The sequence below is a fragment of the Roseovarius amoyensis genome, from assembly GCF_003260265.1.
Lineage (GTDB): Bacteria > Pseudomonadota > Alphaproteobacteria > Rhodobacterales > Rhodobacteraceae > Roseovarius > Roseovarius amoyensis.
The window spans coordinates 16262-40946 of sequence record NZ_QITQ01000012.1; the positions used below are offsets into that span (position 1 = coordinate 16262).

Annotated in this window: 23 protein-coding genes; 16 read left to right on the top strand and 7 right to left on the bottom strand. The window is 65.5% G+C overall.

What is annotated here, in order from left to right:
* Positions 1–8: 8 nt before the first annotated feature.
* From DL899_RS11535 to DL899_RS11555, 5 genes are all read right to left on the bottom strand, one after another.
* Positions 9–707, bottom strand: a complete 699-nt coding sequence (locus tag DL899_RS11535) for an ABC transporter ATP-binding protein (RefSeq protein WP_111734515.1) — start codon at positions 705–707, stop codon at positions 9–11.
* On the bottom strand, positions 700–1446 hold the full coding sequence (locus tag DL899_RS11540; protein WP_111734516.1) for an ABC transporter ATP-binding protein: 747 nt from the start codon (positions 1444–1446) through the stop codon (positions 700–702). The genes DL899_RS11535 and DL899_RS11540 overlap by 8 nt, the downstream gene beginning before the upstream one ends.
* On the bottom strand, positions 1439–2419 hold the full coding sequence (locus DL899_RS11545) for a branched-chain amino acid ABC transporter permease (RefSeq protein ID WP_111734517.1): 981 nt from the start codon (positions 2417–2419) through the stop codon (positions 1439–1441). Before DL899_RS11545 ends, DL899_RS11540 begins: the two co-directional genes overlap by 8 nt.
* A gap of 4 nt (positions 2420–2423) precedes the next feature.
* Entirely contained in the window at positions 2424–3293 is an 870-nt protein-coding gene (locus DL899_RS11550; RefSeq protein ID WP_111734518.1) for a branched-chain amino acid ABC transporter permease, read from the bottom strand.
* 84 nt (positions 3294–3377) lie between these two features.
* On the bottom strand, positions 3378–4535 hold the full coding sequence (locus DL899_RS11555) for an ABC transporter substrate-binding protein (protein ID WP_239494683.1): 1158 nt from the start codon (positions 4533–4535) through the stop codon (positions 3378–3380).
* 225 nt (positions 4536–4760) lie between these two features.
* Here DL899_RS11555 and DL899_RS11560 point away from each other — a divergent pair, with 225 nt between their 5' ends.
* The 16 genes from DL899_RS11560 to DL899_RS11635 all read left to right on the top strand — a co-directional run bounded on the left by DL899_RS11560 (position 4761) and on the right by DL899_RS11635 (position 20739).
* Entirely contained in the window at positions 4761–5228 is a 468-nt protein-coding gene (locus DL899_RS11560) for a 4-hydroxylaminobenzoate lyase (protein ID WP_111734519.1), read from the top strand.
* 35 nt (positions 5229–5263) lie between these two features.
* Positions 5264–6823: a benzoate-CoA ligase family protein gene (locus tag DL899_RS11565; RefSeq protein WP_239494684.1), complete on the top strand. Its 1560-nt coding sequence runs from the start codon at positions 5264–5266 to the stop codon at positions 6821–6823.
* Entirely contained in the window at positions 6823–7647 is an 825-nt protein-coding gene (locus DL899_RS11570) for an alpha/beta fold hydrolase (RefSeq protein ID WP_111734521.1), read from the top strand. The genes DL899_RS11565 and DL899_RS11570 overlap by 1 nt, the downstream gene beginning before the upstream one ends.
* Positions 7644–8123: a DUF309 domain-containing protein gene (locus DL899_RS11575; RefSeq protein WP_111734522.1), complete on the top strand. Its 480-nt coding sequence runs from the start codon at positions 7644–7646 to the stop codon at positions 8121–8123. Before DL899_RS11570 ends, DL899_RS11575 begins: the two co-directional genes overlap by 4 nt.
* Before the next feature lie 202 nt (positions 8124–8325).
* A complete protein-coding gene (boxC, locus tag DL899_RS11580; protein ID WP_111734523.1) occupies positions 8326–9984 on the top strand; it encodes a 2,3-epoxybenzoyl-CoA dihydrolase in 1659 nt (552 codons plus the stop codon).
* A 45-nt stretch (positions 9985–10029) separates the two neighbouring features.
* Positions 10030–11481 carry a benzoyl-CoA 2,3-epoxidase subunit BoxB gene (gene boxB, locus DL899_RS11585; protein ID WP_111734524.1) on the top strand — a complete coding sequence of 484 codons (1452 nt, stop codon included), beginning with the start codon at positions 10030–10032 and terminating at the stop codon, positions 11479–11481.
* An 86-nt stretch (positions 11482–11567) separates the two neighbouring features.
* A complete protein-coding gene (boxA, locus tag DL899_RS11590) occupies positions 11568–12764 on the top strand; it encodes a benzoyl-CoA 2,3-epoxidase subunit BoxA (RefSeq protein WP_111734525.1) in 1197 nt (398 codons plus the stop codon).
* Positions 12764–13204, top strand: coding sequence for an acyl-CoA thioesterase (locus tag DL899_RS11595; RefSeq protein ID WP_111734526.1), 441 nt, complete (start codon positions 12764–12766; stop codon positions 13202–13204). Before boxA ends, DL899_RS11595 begins: the two co-directional genes overlap by 1 nt.
* A gap of 62 nt (positions 13205–13266) precedes the next feature.
* On the top strand, positions 13267–14208 hold the full coding sequence (locus DL899_RS11600; RefSeq protein WP_239494685.1) for a helix-turn-helix transcriptional regulator: 942 nt from the start codon (positions 13267–13269) through the stop codon (positions 14206–14208).
* 189 nt (positions 14209–14397) lie between these two features.
* Positions 14398–14775, top strand: coding sequence for a DUF2946 family protein (locus tag DL899_RS11605; RefSeq protein ID WP_162685564.1), 378 nt, complete (start codon positions 14398–14400; stop codon positions 14773–14775).
* Positions 14776–14872: 97 nt separating this feature from the next.
* Positions 14873–16924 (top strand): TonB-dependent receptor domain-containing protein, encoded by a 2052-nt coding sequence (locus tag DL899_RS11610; protein ID WP_111734528.1) that lies wholly within the window; start codon positions 14873–14875, stop codon positions 16922–16924.
* 28 nt (positions 16925–16952) lie between these two features.
* Positions 16953–17885: a MotA/TolQ/ExbB proton channel family protein gene (locus tag DL899_RS11615; RefSeq protein ID WP_111734529.1), complete on the top strand. Its 933-nt coding sequence runs from the start codon at positions 16953–16955 to the stop codon at positions 17883–17885.
* A 10-nt stretch (positions 17886–17895) separates the two neighbouring features.
* On the top strand, positions 17896–18279 hold the full coding sequence (locus tag DL899_RS11620; protein WP_111734530.1) for an ExbD/TolR family protein: 384 nt from the start codon (positions 17896–17898) through the stop codon (positions 18277–18279).
* Positions 18280–18283: 4 nt separating this feature from the next.
* On the top strand, positions 18284–18706 hold the full coding sequence (locus tag DL899_RS11625; RefSeq protein ID WP_111734531.1) for an ExbD/TolR family protein: 423 nt from the start codon (positions 18284–18286) through the stop codon (positions 18704–18706).
* Entirely contained in the window at positions 18703–19710 is a 1008-nt protein-coding gene (locus DL899_RS11630; protein ID WP_111734532.1) for an energy transducer TonB family protein, read from the top strand. Before DL899_RS11625 ends, DL899_RS11630 begins: the two co-directional genes overlap by 4 nt.
* An 84-nt stretch (positions 19711–19794) precedes the next feature.
* Positions 19795–20739, top strand: coding sequence for a dihydrodipicolinate synthase family protein (locus DL899_RS11635; protein ID WP_111734533.1), 945 nt, complete (start codon positions 19795–19797; stop codon positions 20737–20739).
* A 43-nt stretch (positions 20740–20782) separates the two neighbouring features.
* Here DL899_RS11635 and DL899_RS11640 read toward each other — a convergent pair whose 3' ends face one another.
* Together DL899_RS11640 and DL899_RS11645 are read right to left on the bottom strand one after the other, a co-directional pair.
* Positions 20783–22678, bottom strand: a complete 1896-nt coding sequence (locus DL899_RS11640; RefSeq protein WP_239494686.1) for a nucleoside-diphosphate sugar epimerase/dehydratase — start codon at positions 22676–22678, stop codon at positions 20783–20785.
* Between the two features lie 481 nt (positions 22679–23159).
* Complete coding sequence (locus DL899_RS11645) at positions 23160–24677, bottom strand: malonate--CoA ligase (protein ID WP_111734535.1); 1518 nt, start codon at positions 24675–24677, stop codon at positions 23160–23162.
* Between the last annotated feature and the right edge of the window lie 8 nt (positions 24678–24685).

Consider the following 24685-nt stretch of genomic DNA (forward strand, 5'->3'; position numbering starts at 1 on the left):
CGGCCCCCTCAGACCCCCAGCCAGCGTGCGTGCGCCTCTTCGTCCGCCTCCAGCGCCGCGGCGTCGCCGCGCCAGACGATCTGGCCCCGCCCCATCAGGCTGATCTCGTCGGCAAGGCCGAGTGCGAAATTCAGGTTCTGCTCGACCAGCAGAACCGTCAGCCCGCTTTCCTTCAGCTCCGTTAGCTTGGCATAGATCTGCTGGATGATGATCGGCGCCAGCCCCTCGGTCGGCTCGTCCAGGATCAAGATGCGCGGGCTGGTCATCAGCGCCCGCCCGATCGCCAGCATCTGCTGCTCGCCGCCCGACAGTTCATGCCCGCCATTGTCCAGCCGGTCGGCCAGGTTTGGGAAAAAATCGATCACCCGGTCGATGGTCCATTCCGGGGTGTCACCGGCTAGCCGCCCGGCCAGGGCCAGGTTTTCGCGCACCGACAATGCGCCGAAGATGTCGCGCGTTTCGGGCACATAGGCCAGCCCCAGCCGGGCGACCTCATGCGGCGCAAGACCCGAGATCGTCCGCCCCCCGAACCGCACCGCGCCGGTCTGGACCCGTACCAGCCCTATGATCGTCTTCAGCGTTGTCGACTTGCCGGCGCCATTGCGCCCCAGCAGGGCGTGCACGCTGCCCTCGCGCACCGCAAAATCGAGCCCGTGCAGGACCCGCGTTTCGCCATAACCGCTTTCCACGCGTTCGAGTTCAAGCATTGGCCTGCCAGTCCCCCAGATAGATGTCGCGTACCACCTTGTTGCCGCGCGTTTCGTCAGGTGTGCCTTCGAACACGACCTCGCCAAAGTTCAGCACCGTGATCCGGTCGGCCACGTCGAACGCCAGGTCCATGTCGTGTTCTATGATCAGCACCGTCAGTTCGCGCGGCAGCGAATGCAGCAGGCGGTGAAAGCTCTCGATCATGGTTGGCCCGACGCCCGAAGTGGGTTCGTCCATCAACAGGATGCGCGGGCGGGTGGCCAGCGCCAGCCCGACCTCAAGCTGCCGGCGGCTGCCGTAGGAGGCCGAGCGCACGGGCATGTCCAGCATGTCGGTCAGCGCCACCTGCTGCGCGACCTCCCTGACTGTCTCGCGCACCTCGGCGTCGCGAAAACTGTCGCGCCAGATGCTGCGCGCCTTTCCCTGCCCGGCGGCGGCGGCCAGCATCAGGTTCTCGCGCACGCTGAGATCCTCGAACAGGTTGTTCTTCTGATAGCTGCGCGACAGCCCTTCGCGCGCGCGGGCCGAGACCGACAGCCCCATGACCGAGCGCCCCTGCACCAGGATGTCCCCCGAGGACGGCGTCAGCGTGCCGACAAGCTGGTTGAACAGCGTGGTCTTGCCGGCGCCGTTGGGGCCCAGAATCACCCGGCGTTCGCCCGGCTCCAGCACAAAGGAAACATTGCGCGTGACCTGCAGCCCGCCGAAGGATTTGCAGAGCTTGCGAACCTCAAGCATCAGGCGCCTCCGCGGTCTTGCCGGCCGGCTGCGTGCGCCGGGTCAGCCAGTGTTCGACCTGGCCGTAGATACCGCGCCCGCCCGACAGGACGGTGGCGATCAGCAGGATGCCGATGACGATGTGCCAATGGTTGGTATAAGCCGAAATTTCGTGCTTTAGCAGGACAAAGATCACCGCCCCCAGAAGCGGCCCGATCAGCGTGCCCAGCCCGCCGAGGATGACCACGATCAGCACCTCGCCCGACACCGTCCAGACCAGCATCTCGGGTGAGATATAAAGGATGTGCTGCGCCGCGATGATGCCTGCGACCCCCGCCAGCATCGCCGAGAACCCCAGCGCCTGCGCCCGGTGGACGACCGTGCTGACCCCCAGCGCGCGCATGCGGTCCTCGTTCGTGTGAATGCCCGTCAGCGTGCGCCCGAAGGCGGTGCGCAAGACCCAGGCGGCGGCGGCATAGACGGCCAGCACCATCACCAGCGCAAAAAAGGCGAATGTCAGGGAATCGCCCATCTTGATACCCAGCCAGCCCAGATCAAAGCGCGAAAGCCCTCCCAACCCGTCATCGCCGCCCAGCCAGCGCCATTTGAAGAAAACGGTATAGGCCATCTGCCCGAAGGCGAGCGTTGCCATGATGAAAAAGATGCCTGTGGTGCGCCCGGTTATCCAGCCGATGGCGGTGCCGAAGAGCGCCGACGCGCCAATTCCCATCAGGGCCGACGGCAGCGGCGGCCAGCCCAGCTTGACCGAGAAGATTGCATAGGTATAGGCGCTGAGCCCCATCATCGCGCCATGCGCCAGTGACACCATGCCGCCGAAACCCGCCACCACGTCCAGGCTGATGGCGAGGATGGCGAGAATGGCGATTTCGACTACGATCTCGCGCGCGAAATAGCCGCCGGCCGAGGCATAGACTGCCAGCCCGGCCAGTGTAGCGAGCAGAACAAGCGTGCGTGCGGGGGATTGCCGGAACATCTGGTCAGTGCCCCCGCGCCGGCAACAGGCCCTGCGGGCGCAGCACCAGGATGGCGGCCAGCAGGATATAGGTCAGAACCGCAGCGAACCCCGGCAGCAGAACGGCGCCGAAGGTCTCGATAAAGCCTACAATGATCGAGCCGGCTATCGCGCCCTGCAGGCTGCCCAAGCCGCCGATCACTACCACGATCAGCGTCGGGATCAGGATCGAGATGCCCATGCCCGTGGTGGCCGAGGTCACCGGCGCCGCCGCCACGCCCGCCAGCCCCGCCAGCACGCACCCGACGCAGAAGACGATAAAAAAGAGCCGCCCGACGTTGATCCCCATTGCCGAGGCCATTGGCCCGTTTTCGACGCTGGCGCGGATCATCGCGCCGATCTGGGTGCGTGCCAGTGTAATCCACAGCCCGGCCATGATCGCCAGGCCAAGCGCGATGATGAACAGGCGATAGGAGGGGTATTTCACCCCCAGTATGTCGCTTGTGACGGCCAGCGACGGCGGCGCCGACAGCCCCAGCGCCACGTCGCCCCAGCCCATGCGCACGAGGTCGAGAAAGACAAAGATCAGGCCGAAGGTGACCAGCACCTGGTTCATCGGCCCGGCGCCGCGCAGCCTGTCGATGAGGGTGAAATACAGCACCGCCCCGATCAGCATCACCGCCAGCGGCGCAAGGATCAGCGCCGCCCAGAAACTGCCCGTGGCCGCCGCGACCGAGATGCCGATATAGGCCCCCAGCATGTACAGCGCGCCATGGGCCAGATTGATGAAATGCAGCAGGCCGAAAATCACGGTCAGGCCGATCGACAACAAGAACAGCAGCATGGAAAACTGCGCCGCGTTGAGAAACTGAAGGATCCAGAAACTGGCGTCCATTATCGGGCTCTCCCAGGGCGGTGGGTCATTGTGCAAACGGCCCCGCCCGATGGGTCGGACGGGGCCGTATATTGATGGGGTGGATTATTGCAGGGCGCAACCCTTGGGGTCGTCGCGCACCGCCTCGACTGTGCCGACAACCTTTTGGGTCAGGGCGCCGCCATCCATGACGGTTTCGTAGATATAGACGTTCTGCACCACGTTGTTGGTCGCCGGGTCGATTTCCAGCGGTCCGCGCGGGCCGACATACTTGACCTGCGGCAGCGTGGCGGCAATCGTCTCGCGGTCGGAGGCGCCGGAATCGACGGCAGCCATCAGCGTCATCGCGGCGTCATAGCCGTGAACCGCGTATTCCGAGGGTGTGCGCCCCTCGTATGCGGCGCCGAACGCCTCGACAAAGGCGTTGTTTTCGGGCGTGTCCAGCGTCGGAACATAGTGCAGCGAGGTGGTCACGCCGACCGCCGCTTCGCCCTGGGCGTTGACATAGAGCGACGAGGTCAGGAAGCCCGAGCCGTAAAGCGGCAGCTCCTTGCCGAACGATCCGTACTGCTTGACAAAGCTGATCGCCTCGCCCCCGGCATAGAAGACAAAGATCGCCTCGGCGCCCGATGCCTTTGCATTGGCCAGATAGGGGCCGAAATCGCTGGTCTGACCGAAGGGGGTGTATTCGCCGCCCACAATTTCACCGCCGGCGGCGGTGTAGGTCTCGGTGAAGGCCTCGATCATCTGCCGCCCGGCGGCATAGTCGGGCGCCAGGGTGTAGACCTTCTTGATGCCCTGTTCGGCCATCCATGTGCCCATCGGCCGGTTGACCTGTGCGTTGGAAAAGGACACCCGCGTGATATAGGCCGAGCAGGCGTCGCCGGTGGCGTTGTCGTTGCCGGCGTTGGCCACGATCAGCGGCACCTGGGCGCCATCGACGAAATCGCGCACGGCGCCCAGAACGCCCGAAGACACGATGCCGACGATGACGTCGACCTCGTCCTCGAGCACCAGCTTGCGTGCCTTGGCCAGCCCGACCGGCGGTTTGACCTCGGTATCCTCGCGCACGATTTCGAATTCGCCCGTGCGCCCCGAAAGCTCCAGCGCAAGGTTGAAGCCGTCGGTGATATCATTGCCGAGCGCGGCGTAGGTGCCCGAATACGGCAAAAGCAGGCCCACCTTGGTGTCGGCCACGGCTGGCGTCGCCAGGCCGATACCGGCCGCGGCGGCCAGTGCCATGCTGATAAACTTGGGTTTCATGTTTCTCCTCCCTGAGAACTCCCCGGCGTCAAGCGCCTTACGGGAATGTTTCAGGGTTATGCATAAAATTGCAACTGGTAAAGCTGTTTGTTGCATTTTTGTGCCAAGAGTGCATGATAGCGCATAAAATTGAGTCCGACTCGGTGTTTTTCGCGGCAAGTGCAGGCGTGAACCACGCGGCACGGCGGCCGGGCCGGACGCATGCGATGCAGCAATGGAAAAGACATGACACGCGAACGTTTCGAGGGGCTTGTCGGCGAAATCGCACGGGATATCGCGAATCGCGCGCTTGATGACGAACTGGCTGCCCACCTCAACGCGGCATGGCCCGTCGGCGGCGAATCCTTCGAAGAGCTGCGCGCGCTATGCGCCCTGGGCGAGCAGGAAGGCTGGCTGATGGCGCGCGAGGCCGGCGGCATCCGTTTCGGCCGCGCGATCAAGCCCGGCACGACGGCCGGGGATTTCAGCGTCGACGTCGTGCGCATGAAGGATGTGCGCGGTCCGCATCATATCCATCCGCAGGGCGAGATCGGCGCCATCATCGCGCTGCAGGGCGCGCCGAAATTCGACGGTTTTGCAGAAGGGTGGTATGTTTACGGATCAGGGACCCGGCACCATCCGACGGTGGCGGGAGGAGAGGCTTATGTGCTCTATCTGCTCCCCGGAGGGGCGATCGAGTTCACCGGAAATTGACCACAGCGGCCATGGCCGCGCAGGGAGGACAGCACGTGAACAGGCCAGTAAACAAGAACTCGGCACTCTTCTTCGTCGATCGCCATATCGCCGAAGGCCGCGCCGACAAGATTGCCTTTATCGAGGCGGACGGCGCCCAGCGCGAGCTGAGCTATGGCGGGCTGGCCGAAGGCTCGGCGCGCTTTGCCGGCGCTCTGCTGCGCCGGGGCGTCCGACGCGAAGAGCGTATTGCGATGATCGTGCGCGACCAGATTGAGTTTCCGATCGTGTTCTGGGGCTCGATCAAGGCCGGCGCGACCCCGGTGCCGATCAACACCATGCTGACCCCGGCCTTTTACGAGGGAATTCTGAACGACAGCCGCGCCTCGACGCTGGTGATATCGGCCGAACTTTGGGACAACGTGCAGCCGGCGCTGGCGGCCAACCGGTTCCTGCGTCAGGTGGTGGTCATCGGCGATGCGCGCGAGGGGGCAGAGGCCTACAACGATTTCGTCAAGGACGCGCCCGCGGCGGAAGTCGCCGAAGCCACCGCCGACGAGGTCGCGTTCTGGCTCTATTCCTCGGGTTCCACAGGCCTGCCCAAGGGCGTGCGCCACGTCCATTCGTCGATGCAGGCGACCTATGACACCTTTTGCAAGCAGGTGCTGGGCGCGCGAGAGGAGGACCGCGTCTTTTCCGCCGGCAAACTGTTCTTCGCCTACGGTATCGGCAACGGCATAACTTTTCCGCTGGCGGTGGGCGGCTCGGCGGTGCTGCTCGCTGACCGGCCGACGCCCGAACTGGTCTTCGAGGTGCTTGAAAAGCAACGCCCGGCCATCTTTTGCGGGGTGCCGACGCTCTTTGCCGCGATGGTGAACGCGGCAGAAGCCGCCGGCACTGCGCCGGAACATTCCCTGCGCATCTGTACGTCGGCCGGCGAGGCGCTGCCGCGCGAGGTGGGTGAACGGTGGGACCGCCTGATGGGCGCGCCGATCATCGACGGTGTCGGCTCGACCGAGATGCTGCACATCTTCCTGTCGAACCGCATTGGCGACATTGTCTATGGCACCTCGGGCGTCGCGGTGCCCGGCTATGACCTGCAGCTGGTGGACGAAAACGAAAACGAGGTATCCGACGGCGAGGTGGGCGAATTGCTGGTGCGCGGACCGTCGATGCCCGAAGGGTACTGGAACCGGCGCAGCAAATCGCAGGAAACCTTTGTCGGCCAGTGGACCCGCACCGGCGACAAGTATGAGCGCAACGCCGATGGTAGATACATCTATTGCGGACGGGCCGACGACATGTTCAAGGTGTCGGGTATCTGGCTGTCGCCCTTCGAGGTCGAGCAGGCGCTGATCGAGCACCCGGCGGTGCTGGAGGCCGCGGTGGTGGCCCGGCGCGACGAGGAGAACCTTGAAAAGCCGGCGGCCTTCGTGGTGCTGAAAGAGGGGGTCGATCCATCCGTGACCGAGGAATTCAAGGAATTCGTGAAGGCTAGGATCGGCCTGTGGAAATACCCGCGCTGGATCGAGGTGGTGGATGAACTTCCCAAGACTGCGACCGGCAAGATACAACGGTTCAAGCTGCGCGAGACGCAGGGCGAGGAGGTGAATTGATGGCACTGGACTGGAATACCGGTGGCGGAACGCTGAAGGCGGGTGAAAAGATGCTTGAATGGGCCGGGTTCGGCCCGGCGCCTGCGGGGGACGCGCCGGTTATCGTGATGCTGCACGAAGGGCTGGGCAGCTTGGGCCTTTGGCGCGATTTTCCGCAGCGCGTGGCGCAGGCCACGGGGCTGCCGGTCTTTGCCTGGTCGCGCGCGGGCTATGGGCAATCCGACCCCGCCGATCTGCCGCGGCCGCTGGATTACATGACGCAAGAGGCGACAGGCCCGCTGCGCGAGGTGCTCGACGCCATAGGGGCTGCGCATTTTATCCTGCTGGGCCATTCTGACGGCGCCACCATCGCCGCCGAATATGCCGGCCGGATCGAGGATTTCCGCATTCGCGGCCTGATCCTGATGGCGCCGCATTTCTTTGCCGAAGAAGAGGGGCTGGCCGAGATCGCCCGCGCCGGCGAGGCATTCAAGGCCGGCGGTCTGAAGGAACGGATGGCCAGGCATCACCGCGACCCCGAGGCCACCTTTCGCGGCTGGAACGATGCCTGGCTCGATCCGGGTTTTCGCAGCTGGAACGTGGCCGACGTGATCGACTATCTGCGCATTCCGGTGCTGGTTATCCAAGGGCGGCAAGACCAGTACGGATCGCTGGCGCAGGTGCGCGAGGTTGAGGAACGCTGCTATTCGCCGGTGGACGTGGTGTTGCTCGACGATTGCGGGCATTCGCCGCATCTGGATTGCCCCGACCGGATTCTGGCCGCTGTCGCCGACTTCGCCGGGCGGCTGCAACGGATCGAGGCGGCGCAGCCAGAAACCGCATGACCGCGGCGCGCCGGGCCAGCGACACGGGCGCGGTGGCGGATCCCGATCTGGTGGGCGGGCCGCACCTGCCCGGCCGCACCCCGCGCCCGCCCGAGGCGGCCTTTGCCCCGCTCAAGGCGGCGCTGGAGGGCGCGGATGACCCGGCGGCGCTGGCGGCCAGCGCGGCCTTTGGTGCGGCGCTGCGGCTGTTCGAACGCCGCTACTATTGGGAGGCGCACGAGATGTTCGAGGCGGTCTGGATACGCCTGCCGCCGGCCAGCGCCGAACGGGTGCTGCTGCGCGGGCTGATCCAGCTGTCTAATGCCGGGCTCAAGGCGCGGATGGGGCGGGGCAGGGCGACCGCCCGCATCCTGGCGCTGGCCGACGCGGACCTGGCCGAGGTCGCAGCGCGCGCCCCGGCAGGGGCAATGGGCCTGACGCCCGGCGCCCTGGCTGCGCTCAGATGTCAGGCTGCGGGCGAGGCGGATGATGAATGACACACGAATACTGCAACGACTTGCCGCGACAGATCGGGGGATTATGTGCATAATTATGCACTATGCGTCGAAGAAACGTCCTGTTTGGGCGCATTAATGGCTTGTTCGGCGGCAATTTGGGCAATATGGTGCATATCAGACTCACGTTTAGAATGATTCTGAACCACCTGATGTCAGAACGCCGACACGAAAGGAGGGCCGCGTGTCCAAGAGCATAGACTTTCAGACGGACCCCTCGCAGTACCGCCATTGGCGGGTCGAATACGACGGACCCGTTGCCAATCTCTACATGGATGTGGACGAGGATGGTGGCCTGTTCGAGGGCTACAAGCTCAAGCTCAATTCCTACGACCTGAGCGTGGATATCGAACTGGCGGATATCGTCCAGCGGATGCGGTTCGAACACCCCGAGGTCAAGGTGGTGGTGATGCGTTCAGGCAAGGACAGGGTATTCTGTTCGGGCGCCAACATCCGCATGCTGGGCGGGGCCGAGCACGGCCACAAGGTGAATTTCTGCAAGTTCACCAACGAGACCCGCAACACCTATGAGGCGGCCGAGGACGACTCGGGCCAGAAATACATCTGCGCCATTCGAGGCGCCTGTGCCGGCGGCGGGTATGAGCTGGCGCTGGCGTGCAACCACATCATGCTGACCGACGACAGCACCTCGTCGGTGTCGCTGCCGGAGGTGCCTTTGCTGGCGGTGCTACCGGGCACCGGCGGGTTGACCCGCGTAACCGATAAACGCCGCGTGCGCCGCGACCGCGCCGATGTCTTCAGCTCGGTCGAAGAGGGGGTGCGCGGCAAGCGGGCGCAGGAATGGGGTCTTGTCGACGAGGTGATCTCGAATTCCAGGTTCGACGCCACCGTTGACGAGCGCGCGCGCGAATTCGCCGCCCGATCGGCCAAGCCAGATGTCGACAAGGGCATCGCACTGACCCCGATCGAGCGCCACTTCGACGCCGGGGGCGTGCATTACTCGCTGGTCGAGGTGGCGATAGACCGCGATGCTCGCACCGCCACCGTCACCCTTTCGGGTCCCGATGCCGACGCGCCCGCCACGATGGATGAGGTGGTTGCGCAGGGCGCGGATTTCTACCTGCTGCGGCTGGCGCGCGAGTTGGATGACGCGATCTTGCATCTGCGCTTTAACGAGCCCGAGATCGGCATCGTCAGCTTTCATAGCCAAGGCGACCCGGCGCAGGTCATGGCGCACGAGGAACTGCTGCTGGCCAATGACGAACACTGGCTGGCGGTCGAAATTCTGGCCTACTGGAAACGGCTGCTCAAGCGCGTCGACGTCACCTCGCGGTCGCTGGTGGCGGTGGTCGAGCACGGGTCGTGCTTTGCCGGGGTGCTGTCCGAACTGCTGTTTGCCGCCGACCGCAGCTATATGATGGAGGGCGAGTTCGAAGGCGACAACCGCCCCACGGCAACGGTGAGGCTGGGGGCGGGCAATTTTGGCCGCTATCCGATGGGCAACGGGCTGAGCAGGCTGGAGACGCGTTTCCTGGGCGCGCCCGAGATGGTCGAGGCCGCGCGCGGGCGCATCGGCGAACCGCTGGAGGCCGAAGAGGCCGACGAGGCGGGCCTTGTCACCTTCATCCTCGACGATATCGACTGGGAGGACGAGATGCGCATCTTTTACGAGGAACGCGCATCCTTCAGCCCCGACGCGATGACCGCGATGGAGGCCAACCTGCGCTTTGCCGGTCCCGAAACGATGGAAACCCGTATCTTCGGCCGGCTTACCGCCTGGCAGAACTGGATATTCATCCGCCCCAACGCCACTGGCGAAGACGGCGCACTGCAACGCTACGGCACCGGCCAGCGCGGCGAATTCGACATGCGCCGCGTCTGATTTCGCGCCAGAGGCTTCGAACGAAAAACAGGGAGTTACCCAAGTATGTCTGATCTCATCAACGTTAGTTACGACACCCAGATCCCCAACAATGTCGGTCTCAGTTCCGACCGGCGGGTGCTGAAGGCGCTGGAAAAATGGCATCCCGGCTATCTGGACTGGTGGAACAAGCTCATCCCCCAGAAATTCCAGGAATCCTTCGTTTACCTGCGCACCGCCGTCAGCGTCGACCCCAAGGGCTGGGCCAAGTTCGATTATGTCAAGATGCCCGAATACCGCTGGGGCGTCCTGCTGGCGCCCGAGGTAGAGAGCCGCACCATCCCCTGCGGCGAACATGCCGGTCAGCCGGCCTGGCAGGAGGTGCCGGGCGAGTACCGTAACATGCTCAAGCGGCTGATCGTGATACAGGGCGATACAGAGCCCGCCTCGGTCGAACAACAGCGCCTGCTGGCACTGACCGCGCCGTCGCTTTACGACATGCGCAACCTCTTTCAGGTCAACGTCGAAGAGGGCCGCCACCTGTGGGCGATGGTTTATCTGCTGCACAAGTATTTCGGCAAGGACGGGCGCGAAGAGGCCGACGACCTGCTGCGCCGGCAGTCTGGATCGGAAGAGGCGCCGCGCATGCTGGGCGCCTTCAACGAGGAAACGCCGGACTGGCTGTCGTTCTTCATGTTCACCTATTTTACCGACCGCGACGGCAAGATGCAGCTCGAAAGCCTGGCCCAGTCCGGGTTCGACCCGCTCAGCCGGACCTGCCGCTTCATGCTGACCGAAGAGGCGCACCACATGTTCGTCGGCGAAACCGGCGTCGGGCGCACCATCGAACGCACCTGCCAGGTGATGAAGGAAAACGGCATCGATGATCCGACAGAAGTCGACCGTATCCGCGCGCTGGGCGTGATCGACCTGCCCCTGATCCAGAAGAAACTGAACCTGCACTATACGCTCTCGCTCGACCTGTTCGGGCAGGAGGTGTCCACCAACGCCGCCAATGCCTTCAACGCCGGCATCAAGGGGCGCTATATGGAGCACAAGATCGACGACGATCACAAGCTTACCAACGACACCTATACCGTCTGGGACCTGGAGGATGGCAAGGTGGTGCAAAAGGACGTGCCGGCGCTGACCGCGGTCAACATGCGGCTGCGCGACGACTATACCCGCGACGCGATGGGTGGGGTCAAACGCTGGAATAAGATCATCGAAAAAGCCGGCGTGGATTTCGAGCTCAAGCTGCCGCACGAGGCGTTCAACCGCAAGATCGGGGTCTTTTCCGGCGGCCTGTTCGACCCCGAGGGCAAGGTTGTCACCGGCGCCGAATACGACGCCGAGCAGGCCAACTGGCTGCCGACCCATGCAGACGGTGATTTCATCCAGTCGTTGATGAAGCCCCAGTACGAGCAGGGCAAGTTCGCCCAGTGGATCGCACCGCCCAAGGTGGGGATTGATAACAAGACGGGCGATTTCGAGTACGTCCAGCTTTATATGGCCTGACGGCCCGGCGCCCGCCCCGCCCGTTCGCGGCGCGGGGCGGGGCGGGGGCGCGCTGACAGGCGCACCAATCGGCAGAAAGACCCCTGATGACCAAGCCTTTCAAGCAGCACCTGATCGACCCGGAAATCTGCATCCGGTGCTATACCTGCGAAAATACCTGCCCCATCGACGCCATCAGCCATGACGAAAACAACGTCGTGGTCGATGCCGATATCTGCGAACAGTGCATGGCCTGCATCCCGGTCTGCCCCACCGGGTCGATTGATGAGTGGCGGGTGGTCACCACGCCTTATTCGCTGGAAGAGCAGTTTTCATGGGATGAACTGCCGGTGCAGGAAGAGGTGGCAGAGGCCGCGGGTGGCGGTGGGATCGAGGCGCTGGACGACGAGATTGCCCGCCTGCTGGAAGAGGCGCACGCTGGCGCGGGCGGCAAGGCCCGCGCGCCGGCCTCGGCGGCCAAGGCGTCGGTCAACCTCTACAACCTCGAACGCCCGGCCCGGGCGCGGGTACAGGGCAACTATCGCCTGACGGCCGAGGGCGCGGATGCCGATGTGCGCCACATCATTCTCGATTTCGCCGCGCAACCCTTTTCGGTGCTCGAAGGGCAGTCGATCGGGATCATCCCGCCGGGCACGGATGCCGATGGCAAGCCGCATCTGCCGCGGCTCTATTCGGTGTCCAGCCCCCGCGACGGCGAGCGGCCCAATTACAACAACGTCTCGCTGACGGTAAAGCGCGAGCCGCAGGGCGTGTGCTCGAACTATGTCTGCGATCTTGCGGCGGGCGACGAGGTGCGCGTGACCGGTCCCTTCGGCGCCACCTTCCTGATGCCCGACGACGGCGCGGCGCGGCTATTGATGGTCTGCACCGGTACCGGCTCGGCCCCGTTCCGCGCCTTTACCATGCGCCGCCAGCGGATGGCGGCAGCCGGCGGCGGGGGCGGCGACATGGTGCTGTTCTTCGGTGCCCGGACGCCCGACAGCCTGCCCTATTTCGGCCCGCTGAAGAAGGTGCCGGAAAAGGTGCTGCAAAAGCATCTGGTTTTCAGCCGCGTGCCCGATCAGCAAAAGGAATATGTGCAGGATCGCATGCTGGCCGAACGCGAAAGCGTCGCCGCCATGCTGAGCGATGCGCACACTCATGTTTACATTTGTGGGCTCAAGGGTATGGAAGAGGGCGTCGAGGCCGCGTTCACCGAAATCGCCGGCGATGCCGGGCTGGACTGGATCGCGACACGGGATGCCATGCGCGAGGACGGCCGCTATCATGTCGAGACCTATTGATGAGCTTTGAACACGAAGTCCACGTCGGATGGGGCGATTGCGACCCGGCTGCCGTCGCCTATACCGCCCGCATCCCGTCGTTCGCCCTGCAGGCCATGGACGCATGGTGGGAACACCAGGGCCTGGGCGGATGGTACGGGCTGAATGTCGACCACAACATCGGTACGCCCTTCGTCAAGATGAACATCGACTTTCGCGTCCCGGTCACGCCGCGGCACCGGTTGATCTGTTCGGTTCGGCCCAACATGCTGGGGCAGACCTCGGTCGGGTTTCACGTCGACGGACACCAGGACGGAACGCTGTGTTTCGAGGGGGATTTCGTCAGTGTTTTCGTGGTTGCCGATCGGTTCGAGAAACGCACGCCGCCGCCGGATATCCGCGCGATCGTCGAGCGCGAACTCGACGAGGGGCTGCGCAACGGGGCGGCGGCCGCGGGTTAGCAACGTGCAGTGCGCGTTCCCATTCGGGGCCGCATGGTGTAAGGCAGTAATCGGGAATTGAGTTGCAAGACGGCATAAAAGATATCGCCAAGGTTGACCCCAGCTTTAAACCCGACCGGGGGGGGCACGCCACCGAACTGACGGTCGAGGCGTTGATCAGCACCGTGGGCGAGCGGGTGCGCAAGGCGCGCGAGCGCAAGGGCCTGCCGCGCCGCGTTCTGTCGGAAATATCGGGCGTTTCGCCGCGATACCTGGCCCAGCTGGAGGCGGGCGAGGGCAACATTTCCATCGGGCTGTTGCAGCGGGTGGCGCTGGCGCTGGACCACCGCATCGAATGGCTGGTCAGCGAAGAGGACCCCTGGACATCCGAAGTGGTGCGGGTGAGCGATCTTTACCGCACCGCGTCGCCCGAAACCCGCGCTCGCGTGCTGGAGCTGCTCAGCCACGAGCCGCCCGAGCGGATGCGCGCCCGGCGCATCTGCCTGATCGGGCTCAGCGGTGCGGGCAAGTCGACGCTGGGCGCCATGGTCGCGCGCGACCTGGCTGTGCCGTTCATCGAACTCAACACCGAGATCGAAAAGCACTCCGGCATGTCGCTGGACGAGATCCTGGCGCTCTACGGGCATGACGGCTATCGGCGGCTGGAAAAACAGGCGCTCGACCGGGTGGTCGAAGCGCACGATGACGCGGTGCTGGCGGTGGCCGGCGGCATCGTGGCCGAACCCGAGACCTATAAGACCCTGCTGGCGCGGTTCCATACCGTCTGGCTGAAAACCTCGCCAGAGGAACACATGGCGCGGGTGCGCGATCAGGGTGCGCTGTCGCCGATGGCCGATCAGCCCGAGGTCAGCGACCAGTTGCGCGCGATCCTGGCCAGCTGGCAGGCGCTCTATGAACAGGCGCCCGGCTGTGTCGAAACCTCGGGCAAAAGCGCCGAGCAGGCCCATCGGGAACTGACCGCGCTGCTGAGCGACTGGAACCTGACCGAAGGCGCTGCCGGCTGAGCCATGTATTGCTGACCTCGACGGCAAGAACGCCAGCGCGCGGTCGGGCGCGGCCCCTGCGCGGATAACCGGGGGCACATGCATTTCTGCCACGCTGGCGACCAAATGACGCAAGCGTTGCAGGCGGTTGGCGGATTTTGGGCTTGCCTGTTCACGACGCCGTGAGGCAAAACACTGACGATGTCACGAATGGGTCGAAATATCGCAGGGTCGGGCTGGGGCGGGGTTCTGTCGCTGTTTCTCGCACTGCTGTTGTCGGTGCAGATGGCGACCGCCTTTCTGCCCGCGGCGGGCCAGGGCGGCGGGCTGGAGCTGGTCTTGTGTACCGGCGACGGCGAACGCACGGTCGCGCTGGCGCCCGGCGACCTGTCAACACCAAAGGCTCCGACCAAGGGGCACTGCCCGTTCTGCGTCGTGCCGGCCGCATTCCTGCCCGGGTTCTCGGACCCGGGTTCGCCAAGCAGCCTGGCGCTGGCGCCCGGCTATGTCGCCGAGCCGGCATCGCAGATCACCGGCCGCCTGCACGGGCGCCCCGACGCCATACGCGCACCCCCCTCAATCGTCTGATCAACCGGCATCCATTGCCGGCGATCCCGCCACTTGCGCGCGGGCCGTGTCCCTTGGGATGCGGTCGCAATCCATGATGATTTGACGGACCAGACACATGACATATACCCCGATCCGGCGCCTTGGCCTTGGCGTCCTGATGACCACTGCGTTGCCTGCCCTTGCGCTGGCCGCCGACGAAACGATCCCGCTTGACCCCATCCTGGTAAAAGGCGGTGCCTTTGCCGATGGCCCGATGTCCACCGCGCTGGAGCCGGGCGACCTGAGCACGATACCGGCGCAGGACGGCGGCGAAATGCTGCGCCAGGTTCCTGGCGTCACTGCCGGGCGTATGGGCGGACACGGGCTGGAACTGGTGATCCGCGGCCAGCAGCAAAACCAGCTCAACGTGATCGACGCGGGCGCCTTTACCTATGGTGGCTGTCCCAACCGGATGGACCCGCCCGCCAGCCTTGCCGCGTTTTACCGTGCCGACCGGGTGGTCGTGGAAAAGGGCTATGCCAGCGTCACCAGCGGCCCCGGCGGCAGCGGCGGCACCGTTCGGCTGGAGCGCGACACGCCCGAGCTGGACACCGGCCAAATGCTGACCGGGTCGGTCACGACCGGGGCATCATCCAACGGCGACGGCTTTGACGCGGCCGGGCGGTTCACCCTTGACATGGGGCATGGCTTTTACCTGCGTGGCGGAGCCGAGTACAAGACGGCAGATAGCTACAAGGATGGCTCAGGGCGCACCGTGCGCAGCGGCTTTGACCACACCAGCTATGGCGTGACGCTGGGCTATGCCGGGGACCGCTTCGACCTGGCGTTCGATGCGGATTATACGCTGGTCGAGGATACGCTCTATCCCGGCGCGGGGATGGACAGCCCCTTTGACGAAACCCAGGTCTATCGCCTGCGCGGCGGCGTCAATGTCGATGCCGGGGCGCTGGAGCGGATCGAGGGCAGCCTGTTTTTCAGTTCTGTTGACCACGTCATGGACAACTATTCGCTGCGGCCCGTGGGGATGATGGCGATGCGCACGCCCGCCACGTCCGACACCACCGGCGGCAAGATCGAGGCGCATCTCGGCTTTGGCGCCACGCAGATGCGGGTCGGCATCGACCATCAGTCCAACAATCGCCTGGCGGTGATGTATGCCGGCATGCCCGGCATGATCCCGATGCTGGAGGCCGAAAACGCGGCGCGGGCGCGCTTCATGATGTGGCCCGACATCACCATCGCTCAGACCGGCCTGTACGTTGAGGCCGATACCGAGCTGTCCGACCGCACCACCCTGCGGCTGGGCGCGCGCTATGACCGGGTCAAGGCCAAGTCCGGGACGCCCAACGCCACGCCCGCGCTGGATGCCGGTAACTCGCCCAACACCTACTACGGGATGCAATACGGCACCAACTTCAACGCGCCCCGGACCGAGGACAATTTCGGCGCGCTGGCGCGGCTGGAATACACCGTATCGCCGGGCACTGTGCTGATCGCGGGTCTGTCGCGCTCGGTGCGCACGGCGGATGCGACCGAACGCGGCATGGCGCGGATGAACTGGGTCGGCGACCCGGACATCAAGCCCGAAAAGCACCACCAGCTTGATCTTGGTGTTCAGCTAGAGCGCGATACCTGGCACCTGGATGCCCTTGTTTATGCCGACTGGGTTGACGATTTCATCCTGCGCGACCAGTTCAGCGTTGCCGGTGTGACAACTTATCGCAACGTGTCGGCCCGGCTGGCGGGGATCGAACTTTCGGGCGGCTGGCAGCACGGCGGCTGGGAGTTCACGGGCGACGCGACCTATACCTATGGCGAGAACGAGACCGACAACCGGTCGCTGGCGCAGATCCCGCCGTTGCAGGGCTCTTTCGCGGTCAGCTATGGCCAGAACCGCTGGCGCGCAGGCGGACGGCTGAACTGGGCGTTCGAGCAAGACCGCATCGACCCGGTGCGCGACCCGGGCACGACGTCAGGCTATGCCACGCTCGATCTGTTCGGCAGTTACGACATAACCGACCGGGCCACGTTGCACGCGGGAATCGACAATGTGACCGACAAGACCTATGCAAACCACCTGAGCCGGGCGAACCTTTTCGACCCCACGGTGACGCAGGTCAACGAGCCAGGGAGGAACTTTTATGTCTCGATCGAAGCGAGCTTCTGACCGCTTCGGGCACTTCCCGGGTTTGAGCATGCGGGCGGCGCTGGCCGGGGCGGTTCTGGCGGTCCTGACGGTGCTCCCTGACGGCGGCATCGCCCAGGCCGCACAGGAGGGCGCGGTTTCCGCGCCCGCCGAACAGCCCGCAGCCCCCCAGCCGGCCCCCGAGATGCCGGCGCCCGACGAACACGCCGGGCACGGCGACGTCCTGCCGGTGCCGGCGGCCCCCGATGCGGCCACGACTGTGCCCGTCGAACAGCCGGCGGCCGAGGGCCTGCAGGCACGCGCCTCTGTCGCGCAGTCCCGCGCCATGCATTTCCTGCAGCGCGGCGGGCCGGCTATTTGGGCCATTGCGGCGGTATCGGTGGCGGCGCTTGCCCTGATCCTGTGGAAGGTGTGGCGTCTGGCGCGGATGGGCGCCTGGACCGGCGGCCGCCGCGCGCGAGAGGCGGTCGAGTTTTGGCAACAGGGCGACCAGGCGGCGGCGTTGCAGCGGCTGCAGGGGCGACACAGCTGCCGGGCGGCGCTGATCCGTTCCGCCATCGAGGCGCGCTGTGACCCCACGCTCGACGATGACGGCGCCCGCGCCGAGACAGAGCGCGTCGCGCGCCAATTGCTGGCCGAGGCCCATAGCGGCCTGCGGCCGCTGGAACTGATCGCCACCATCGCCCCGCTGATGGGGCTGCTTGGCACGGTGCTGGGCATGATCGCCGCCTTTCAGGCGTTGCAGGAGGCCGGCAGCCGCGCCGACCCCGCGCTGCTGGCCGGCGGGATATGGGAGGCGCTGTTGACAACCGCCGCCGGGATGGCGGTGGCGATACCGGCCTCGATGGCGCTGAGCTGGTTTGAAAGCGTGTCCGACCGTCTGCGCTTGCAGATGGAAGACGCCGCCACCCGCATCTTTCTGCGCGCAGCAGGGGGCAAGCGGCCCGGTGATGCCACCGTGAACCGGGCAGCGGCGGAATAGCGCGCGCCCGATGTTTGCCTTTGGCACATCCCGGCGGCGACGCGCCCCCAGCCTGACCCCGATGATCGACGTGGTCTTTCTGCTGCTGGTTTTTTTCATGCTCGCCTCGCGCTTTGGCACCGAGACGCATGTGCCGCTGATGGCTGCGGCGCCGGCGGGATCGGCGCCCTATAGCGGGCCACCGCGGCTGGTGGATATCCTGCCCGATGGCGTGCGACTGAATGGTCAGCCGCTCGCGCCCGGCGATCTGGCCGCCCGGCTTTCCTCCCTGACTGAGACGCCGGGCGATACCATCGTTCTGCGCGCCCGCGACGGCGCCAGCCTGCAACGGCTTGTCGATGTGGTCGAGCCGCTGCGCGCCGCCGGGTTCACCGGGCTGGCATTGGTGGAGTAGGGGCATGCAGTTTGCCTTTACCCCCCGTCGCCGCCGGTCCGAGAACATCGTGCCGATGATCAACGTGGTGTTCCTGCTGCTGATCTTTTTCCTGATGACAGCCGAGATCGCACCGCCAGAGCCGGTGGATGTCTCGCCCCCCTCCGGGGCGGCGGATGCGGGCGAGCAGGCCGATGGCGCACTCACGCTTTACATGGCGGCCGATGGCACGCTTGCCTTTCACCAGGCGCGGGGGATTGATGCGGCGTTGGCGGCGCTGGCGTCCGCAGCGCGCGATGCCTGCGCCGGGGGCTGTGCCGAGGGCGACCGCCCGGTGTTGGTGCTGCGCGCTGATGCCCAACTGCCGGCGGCGCGGCTGGCGGCGCTGATGCCGCGCCTGGCGGGGGCGGGTTTCGCCGATATCCGCCTGGTGACGGTGCCGCAATGAAACGGGCGGCGGAATTTGCCGTGTTTGCGCTGCTGGCGGCGGCGCTGCATGTGGCGGTGGCGGGGCTTGCGCCGTCCTCGGCGGGTGTCGAGGCGGCAGGCCAGACCGGAGAGGCGCTGAGCACGCTGCACGCCTCGGATGCCGCTCTGGCGGCGCTGGTGGAACGCTGGGACACCCCGCCCGAGGAAACACCCACACCCCGGCGTCCGGTCGAAACACCGCCAGAACCCGATGCGCCGCCGCCCCTGCCAGAGCAATCCGTCCGGCCCGAGCTGGAAACAGCCGCCCGCCGCCCAGATGTCGCGCTGCCGCGCGCCGACAGCCTGCCTTATGCGGCGGTAACCGCTCCGCCGCCGGCTCTGCCCGCGCCGCCGCCGCAGTTCCAGGCCCATGTCGCGCTGCCCGCCAGCCCCGATGCCGCGCGCGACCCCGATGCACCCCTGCCCGAGGCAGACCGGCCGCCGGAGCGTGCCGATCCGGCGCGCCCACTGGCTGCCGCACCGCCTGACGTTGCGCCGCCGCCACCGCCGGCTGCCGAGCCACCCGCGCGCCGCCCGCCTGTGCCCGAGATGCGCCCCAGACCCGCCCCGCAACCGCAGGCGCAGGCCCCCAGCCGGGCCAGCGCTGCCCAGCGTGCGCAGGGGCAGGGCGGGGGGCAAAGCGCCGGCGCCAGCACGCGCCCAGCCAACGCTGCGACGCTCAGCGCGTCCCAACGCAGCAGCCTGACCGCCCGCTGGGGGGCAGAGCTGCGCCGCCGCGTCGAGGCGCGCAAGCGCTATCCGCGCGATGGCCGCCGCGCCAGCGGCACCGTGACCGTGCGCATGACCGTGAATCGCGGCGGCGGGCTGGTCTCTGCATCGGTGGCCCGCGGTTCGGGCAATGCCGCGCTTGACCGCGCCGCGCTCAGCGCGGTGCGAGCGGCGGGCCGGTTTCCGCCGGCGCCCACGGGGCTGACCGAGGCAAGCTATACCTTCACCCTGCCGATGCGCTTTTCCCCGCGCTAGGGTGGCGGCGGCAAGGTGCTTGAACCCGACGCGGGGCTGGTCCACCCTGATGGCCTGATATGGCCCTGCAAAGGACAGTCACCCATGCCGAAGACCCGTCCTTCATCCCCGTCATCGCCGCGCTTCAGGGGGGTGATCGTTCCGATCCTGACGCCCTTCAACGATGACCTGTCGGTCGCGCCCGAGCTGTGGGAGGCGCACGCAGCCGGATGCCTGGCCGATGGCGCGCACTACCTGTCGCCGTTTGGCACCACTGGCGAGGCGCTCAGCCTGTCGGCGCGCGAAAGGATGGAGGCGCTTGAACGGCTGACTGCCTCGGGCGCGATCCCGCCCGAGCGGCTGATGCCCGGCAGCGGCCTGTGTTCGCTGGAGGAAACCACCACGCTTTGCCGTCATGCGGTCGATCTGGGCTGCGCGGCGGTGATGGTGCTGCCGCCCTTCTTTTACGTCACTGCCAGCGACGAGGGGCTTTACGCCTATTTCAGCCGCCTGATCGAAAGCGTGGCCAGCGATGCGTTGCGAATGTGCCTGTATCACATCCCCCAAACCGCCGGGATCGGCATCTCGCCCGCCCTTGCGGCGCGCCTGAACGCGGCCTTTCCCGAAACCGTCGTTGCCTACAAGGACAGCTCGGGCAATTGGGATAACACCAAAGCCGTGATCGACGCGGCGCCGGGGATTTCGGTCTTTCCGGGGTCCGAGGTGTTTCTGGTCGACGCGCTGCGTGCTGGCGGGGGCGGGTGCATCTCAGCCACCTGCAATTCCAATGTCGGCGCGATCCGGGCGGTCTATGATCTGGCGGAGAAGGGCGATTTCGCCGGTGCCGAGGCGGCCTTGCCGGCCGTGATCGCGCATCGCCGTGCGGCAGAGCGCGCCGGGCTGATCCCGGCGCTGAAATCATTCAAGGCGCATGTGACGGGCGAGCGGCGCTGGCTGAACCTGCGCCCACCGCTGCTGAATGCCGACGCCACGACCGGGGCAGGGCTGGCGGAAACGGTCGGAGGTACAGCGAGGGTGGGGGCGAACTGAGCAATCCCTCCGGCAGTGGCGACTGCCCCATCGCGACCTGCGTTCAGGCCCCGACCTTTTCCAGCGTGACCTCTTGCTGGTGGTCGCGGGTGCTGTTCCACATCAGGTCGTGGATATCGTCGCCGGTAGGACGATAGGCCAGCGGCGCCTGCAGGAATATCCGGCGGAGTTCGGCGATATCGAAGTTCTGACAGGCGCTGGTCATGCGGTCGAGGTAGCGGCGCAGTTCGTCCCGGCTCAGCGACACCTCGGTGGCGGCCATGATGCGGGGGTGTTCGGTGCTGTGCGCATTGTCGCCGATCAGCAGCTCTTCGTAGAGCTTTTCACCCTTGTTCAGCCCGACGATGCGGATGGGGATGTCACCATCGGCGCTGTTTGCGGCTATTCCGTCTTCGACGATATAGGGCTTGAGCCCGTGCAGCCGGATCATGGTTTGCGCCAGGTCGAGGATGCGCACGGGTTCGCCCATGTCCAGCACGAAGACATCCCCGCCCCGGGCCATCGCGCCTGCCTGGATCACCAGTTGCGCGGCCTCGGGTATGGTCATGAAAAACCGGGTGATGTCACGATGCGTCACCGTCACCGGGCCGCCCTGTTCGATCTGGGCGCGAAAGCGCGGGATGACCGACCCCGACGAGCCCAGCACATTGCCGAAGCGAACCATCGAAAAGGTCGTGTGCGGCGCCTCTTTCGCCAGCGCCTGGCACACCAGTTCGGCCATGCGTTTCGAGGCGCCCATGAAATTGGTGGGGCGCACCGCCTTGTCGGTCGAAATCAGGATGAAGCTTTCCACGCCCGTCTCGGCTGCGGCCTCGGCAATGACCTGGGTGCCGAAAACATTGTTGCGGATGCCTTCGACGACGTTTTCCTCGACCAGGACGACATGCTTGTACGCGGCGGCGTGATAGACCGTCTGCACGCCGAAGCTGCGCAGGATCGCACGCACGCGGCCGGGGTTCTGGACCGAGCCGAGTATCGGCTCGACAGGCACGTCGCGCCCCTCGTGTTCCAGCGTCTCTCTTAGGTCGTTGGTGATGGTGTAAAGGGCGAATTCCGACACTTCGAGCAGAACCAGCGCGGCCGGATCGTGACGGATGATCTGGCGGCACAGCTCTGCCCCGATCGAGCCGCCGGCCCCCGACACCAGCACCACCTTGCCGGTGATGTTGCGGGCCATCAGGTCGGCACGGGGCGGCACCGGCTCGCGGCCCAGCAGATCCTCAGGCGTGACCCGGCGCAGGTCGCTATAGGTGGCGCGGCCATCGACAATGTCGGCGATGCCGGGAATGGTGCGGATCTCAATGTTCAGCGGCTCCAGCCGCGAGACGATTTCGCGCCGCCGTGCCCGGCTGGTGCTGGGAATGGCCAGCAGGATGCAGCTTATGCTCATCCGATCGATCAGCTGCGGAATCTGGTCGGGGGCATAGACCTTCTTGCCCTCAATCCAGTTTTGCTGCAGGTGCGGGTCGTCATCGACAAAGGCCAGCGGGACGTGTTCGCAGTCATGTGCCAGCGCGGTCGCCAGCTGGCGGCCGGCCTCGCCCGCGCCGTAGATGATCACCGGCTGGCGGTCGCGCAGCCTGTTCCTGCGAAAGAGGCCCCGCATCAGGAACCGCAGCGTGCTTGTCGCGAAGAACAGGAGCAGGGCGTATATTCCGGGAACCGAGCGTGGCACCGGCGCCGACAGTATCTGCGCAGTGATGAAAAGCAGCACGGCAGAGACGATAACCCCGGCCAGGATCGCCCGCATCACATGCGCGTTGATGTACCGGATGACCGAACGGTAAAGCCCCAGGATGTTGAACATTGCCAGGGTGCCCAGGATCGCCGGCAGCAATACCAGCCAGATATGCGGGTCTGCGAGAAACCTCAGATTCTCCAGCCGCAACACCATCGCGGCGATGAAACACAGCACCATCAGCACCGCATCGGCGAACATCTGGAGAGCGCGCTTGATGCGCCTGTCAAGTTTCGTGAGCCTGAAAATCGCGCTGTGCATCGAACGCTTTTCCCCGCAAATACGCACCGGTGGTACTCGTCACGAAATTCAACAACGCCTACCCGATACTGATGCCTATTCCAGACCCATACCGAAGACAACCTATGGTCGAATACCACACGCCAAATGCGCGGTGTTCTGCTAAACAGTAGAAGGCGCCCGGTGATCACCGACCGAATCCTGTCAGGTAATCACACGAAGGTAATCACCAAGTCAAACTGAAGAGTATGACCAATTCGGGGCGCGGGCGCTGTTCAGGCGGATTTGAGGTAAGCGGTGCGAGGAGGCGCTGTTCATGTTGTCCTGTCTGCCCGACGCGCGCGACCAATTGGACGGATCATTCAAACCGGGCACCGGACAGGAAAACCGGCGGTTGCGGTCCGCCGTTTTATTGGGCGGGGGGTGACCATGTGCGCGGGTGTCAGCCGGCGGTGAACATGTCCTTGTAGCGATCACGCAGGATGTTTTTTTGCACTTTTCCCATGGTGTTGCGGGGCAACTCGTCGATGGTCCGGTACGCGCGGGGCTGCTTGAACCGCGCCAGTGCCGTGCTGGCAGCCTCGGCAATCGCGTCGAGGTCGGGCCGGGCGCTCGGCTCGGGCACGATCACCGCCACCGGGGTTTCGCCGAAATCGGGGTGCGGCACCCCGATCACGGCCGATTCCAGCACGCCGGGTTGGTCGTCGATCACCAGCTCGATTTCCTTGGGATAGATGTTGAAGCCGCCCGAGATGATCAGGTCCTTGCCGCGCCCGACGATCTGCAGATAGCCGTCCTCGTCTAAACATCCCAGGTCGCCGGTGATGAAAAACCCGTCCTCGCGCAGTTCGGCGGCGGTCTTTTCGGGCATCTGCCAGTATCCCTGAAAGACATTTGGTCCGCGCACCTCGACCTGGCCGACCTCGCCTTGCGGCAGTGTGGCGCCGGTATCCGGGTCGGTCACCTTGACCTCGACCCCGGGCAGGGGCAGGCCGACGGTGCCGGGGCGGCGTTCGCCGTCATAGGGGTTCGAGGTGTTCATGTTGGTTTCGGTCATGCCGTAGCGTTCGAGGATGCGATGCCCGGTCCGCTCTTCGAAACGGATATGGGTTTCGGCCAAAAGCGGCGCGCTGCCCGACACGAACAACCGCATGTGTCCGGCCAGGTCGCGCGTCAGGCGCGGGTCGTCCAGAAGCCGGGTATAAAAGGTCGGAACGCCCATCATCGTGGTGGCCTCGGGCATCCGCTCGATCACCGTATCCAGGTCGAACTTGGGCAGGAAGATCATCGAGCCGCCGACCGCGAGGATCACGTTCGTCGCCACGAACAGCCCGTGGGTGTGAAAGATCGGCAGCGCGTGCAGCAGCACGTCCTGCGCGGAAAAGCGCCAGATCTCGGCCAGTGTCCGGGCATTCGACAAAAGGTTGGCGTGGCTTAGCATCGCCCCCTTGGAACGGCCCGTCGTGCCAGAGGTATACAGAAACGCAGCCAGATCTTCGGGGGCGCGCGCCACGGTGGTGAATTCGCCGGGCATCGCCTGCGCGGCATCGGCCAGGGTGCCCTGACCGGCGGCGTCCAGTGTCAGCAGTTTTGCGCCGTTCGCCTCGGCCACGGGGGCAAGCGTTCCAGTTCGGGCAGGGTCGCAGACCAGCATCCGTGCGCCGCTGTTTTCGACGAAATAGCGCAGCTCGTCGCCGGTATAGCCGGTGTTGAGCGGTAAAAAGATCACCCCTGCCTGCGCGCAGGCGGCATAGAGCGCCAGTGCCTGCGGCGATTTTTCGACCTGCGCCGCCAGCCGGTCGCCAGGGGTCAGCCCCGCTGCGACCAAAGCATGGGCCATGCGCGCGGCCTGGGCCAGGAAATCGGCATAGGTGATGGTGTTGCCATCGACCAGGTGCAGAAAGGGGGCTTCGCTCCCGGCATGGGGCGCGAAGAGCGCGTCGTAAAGGGCATTCGCCATCTGCTGCT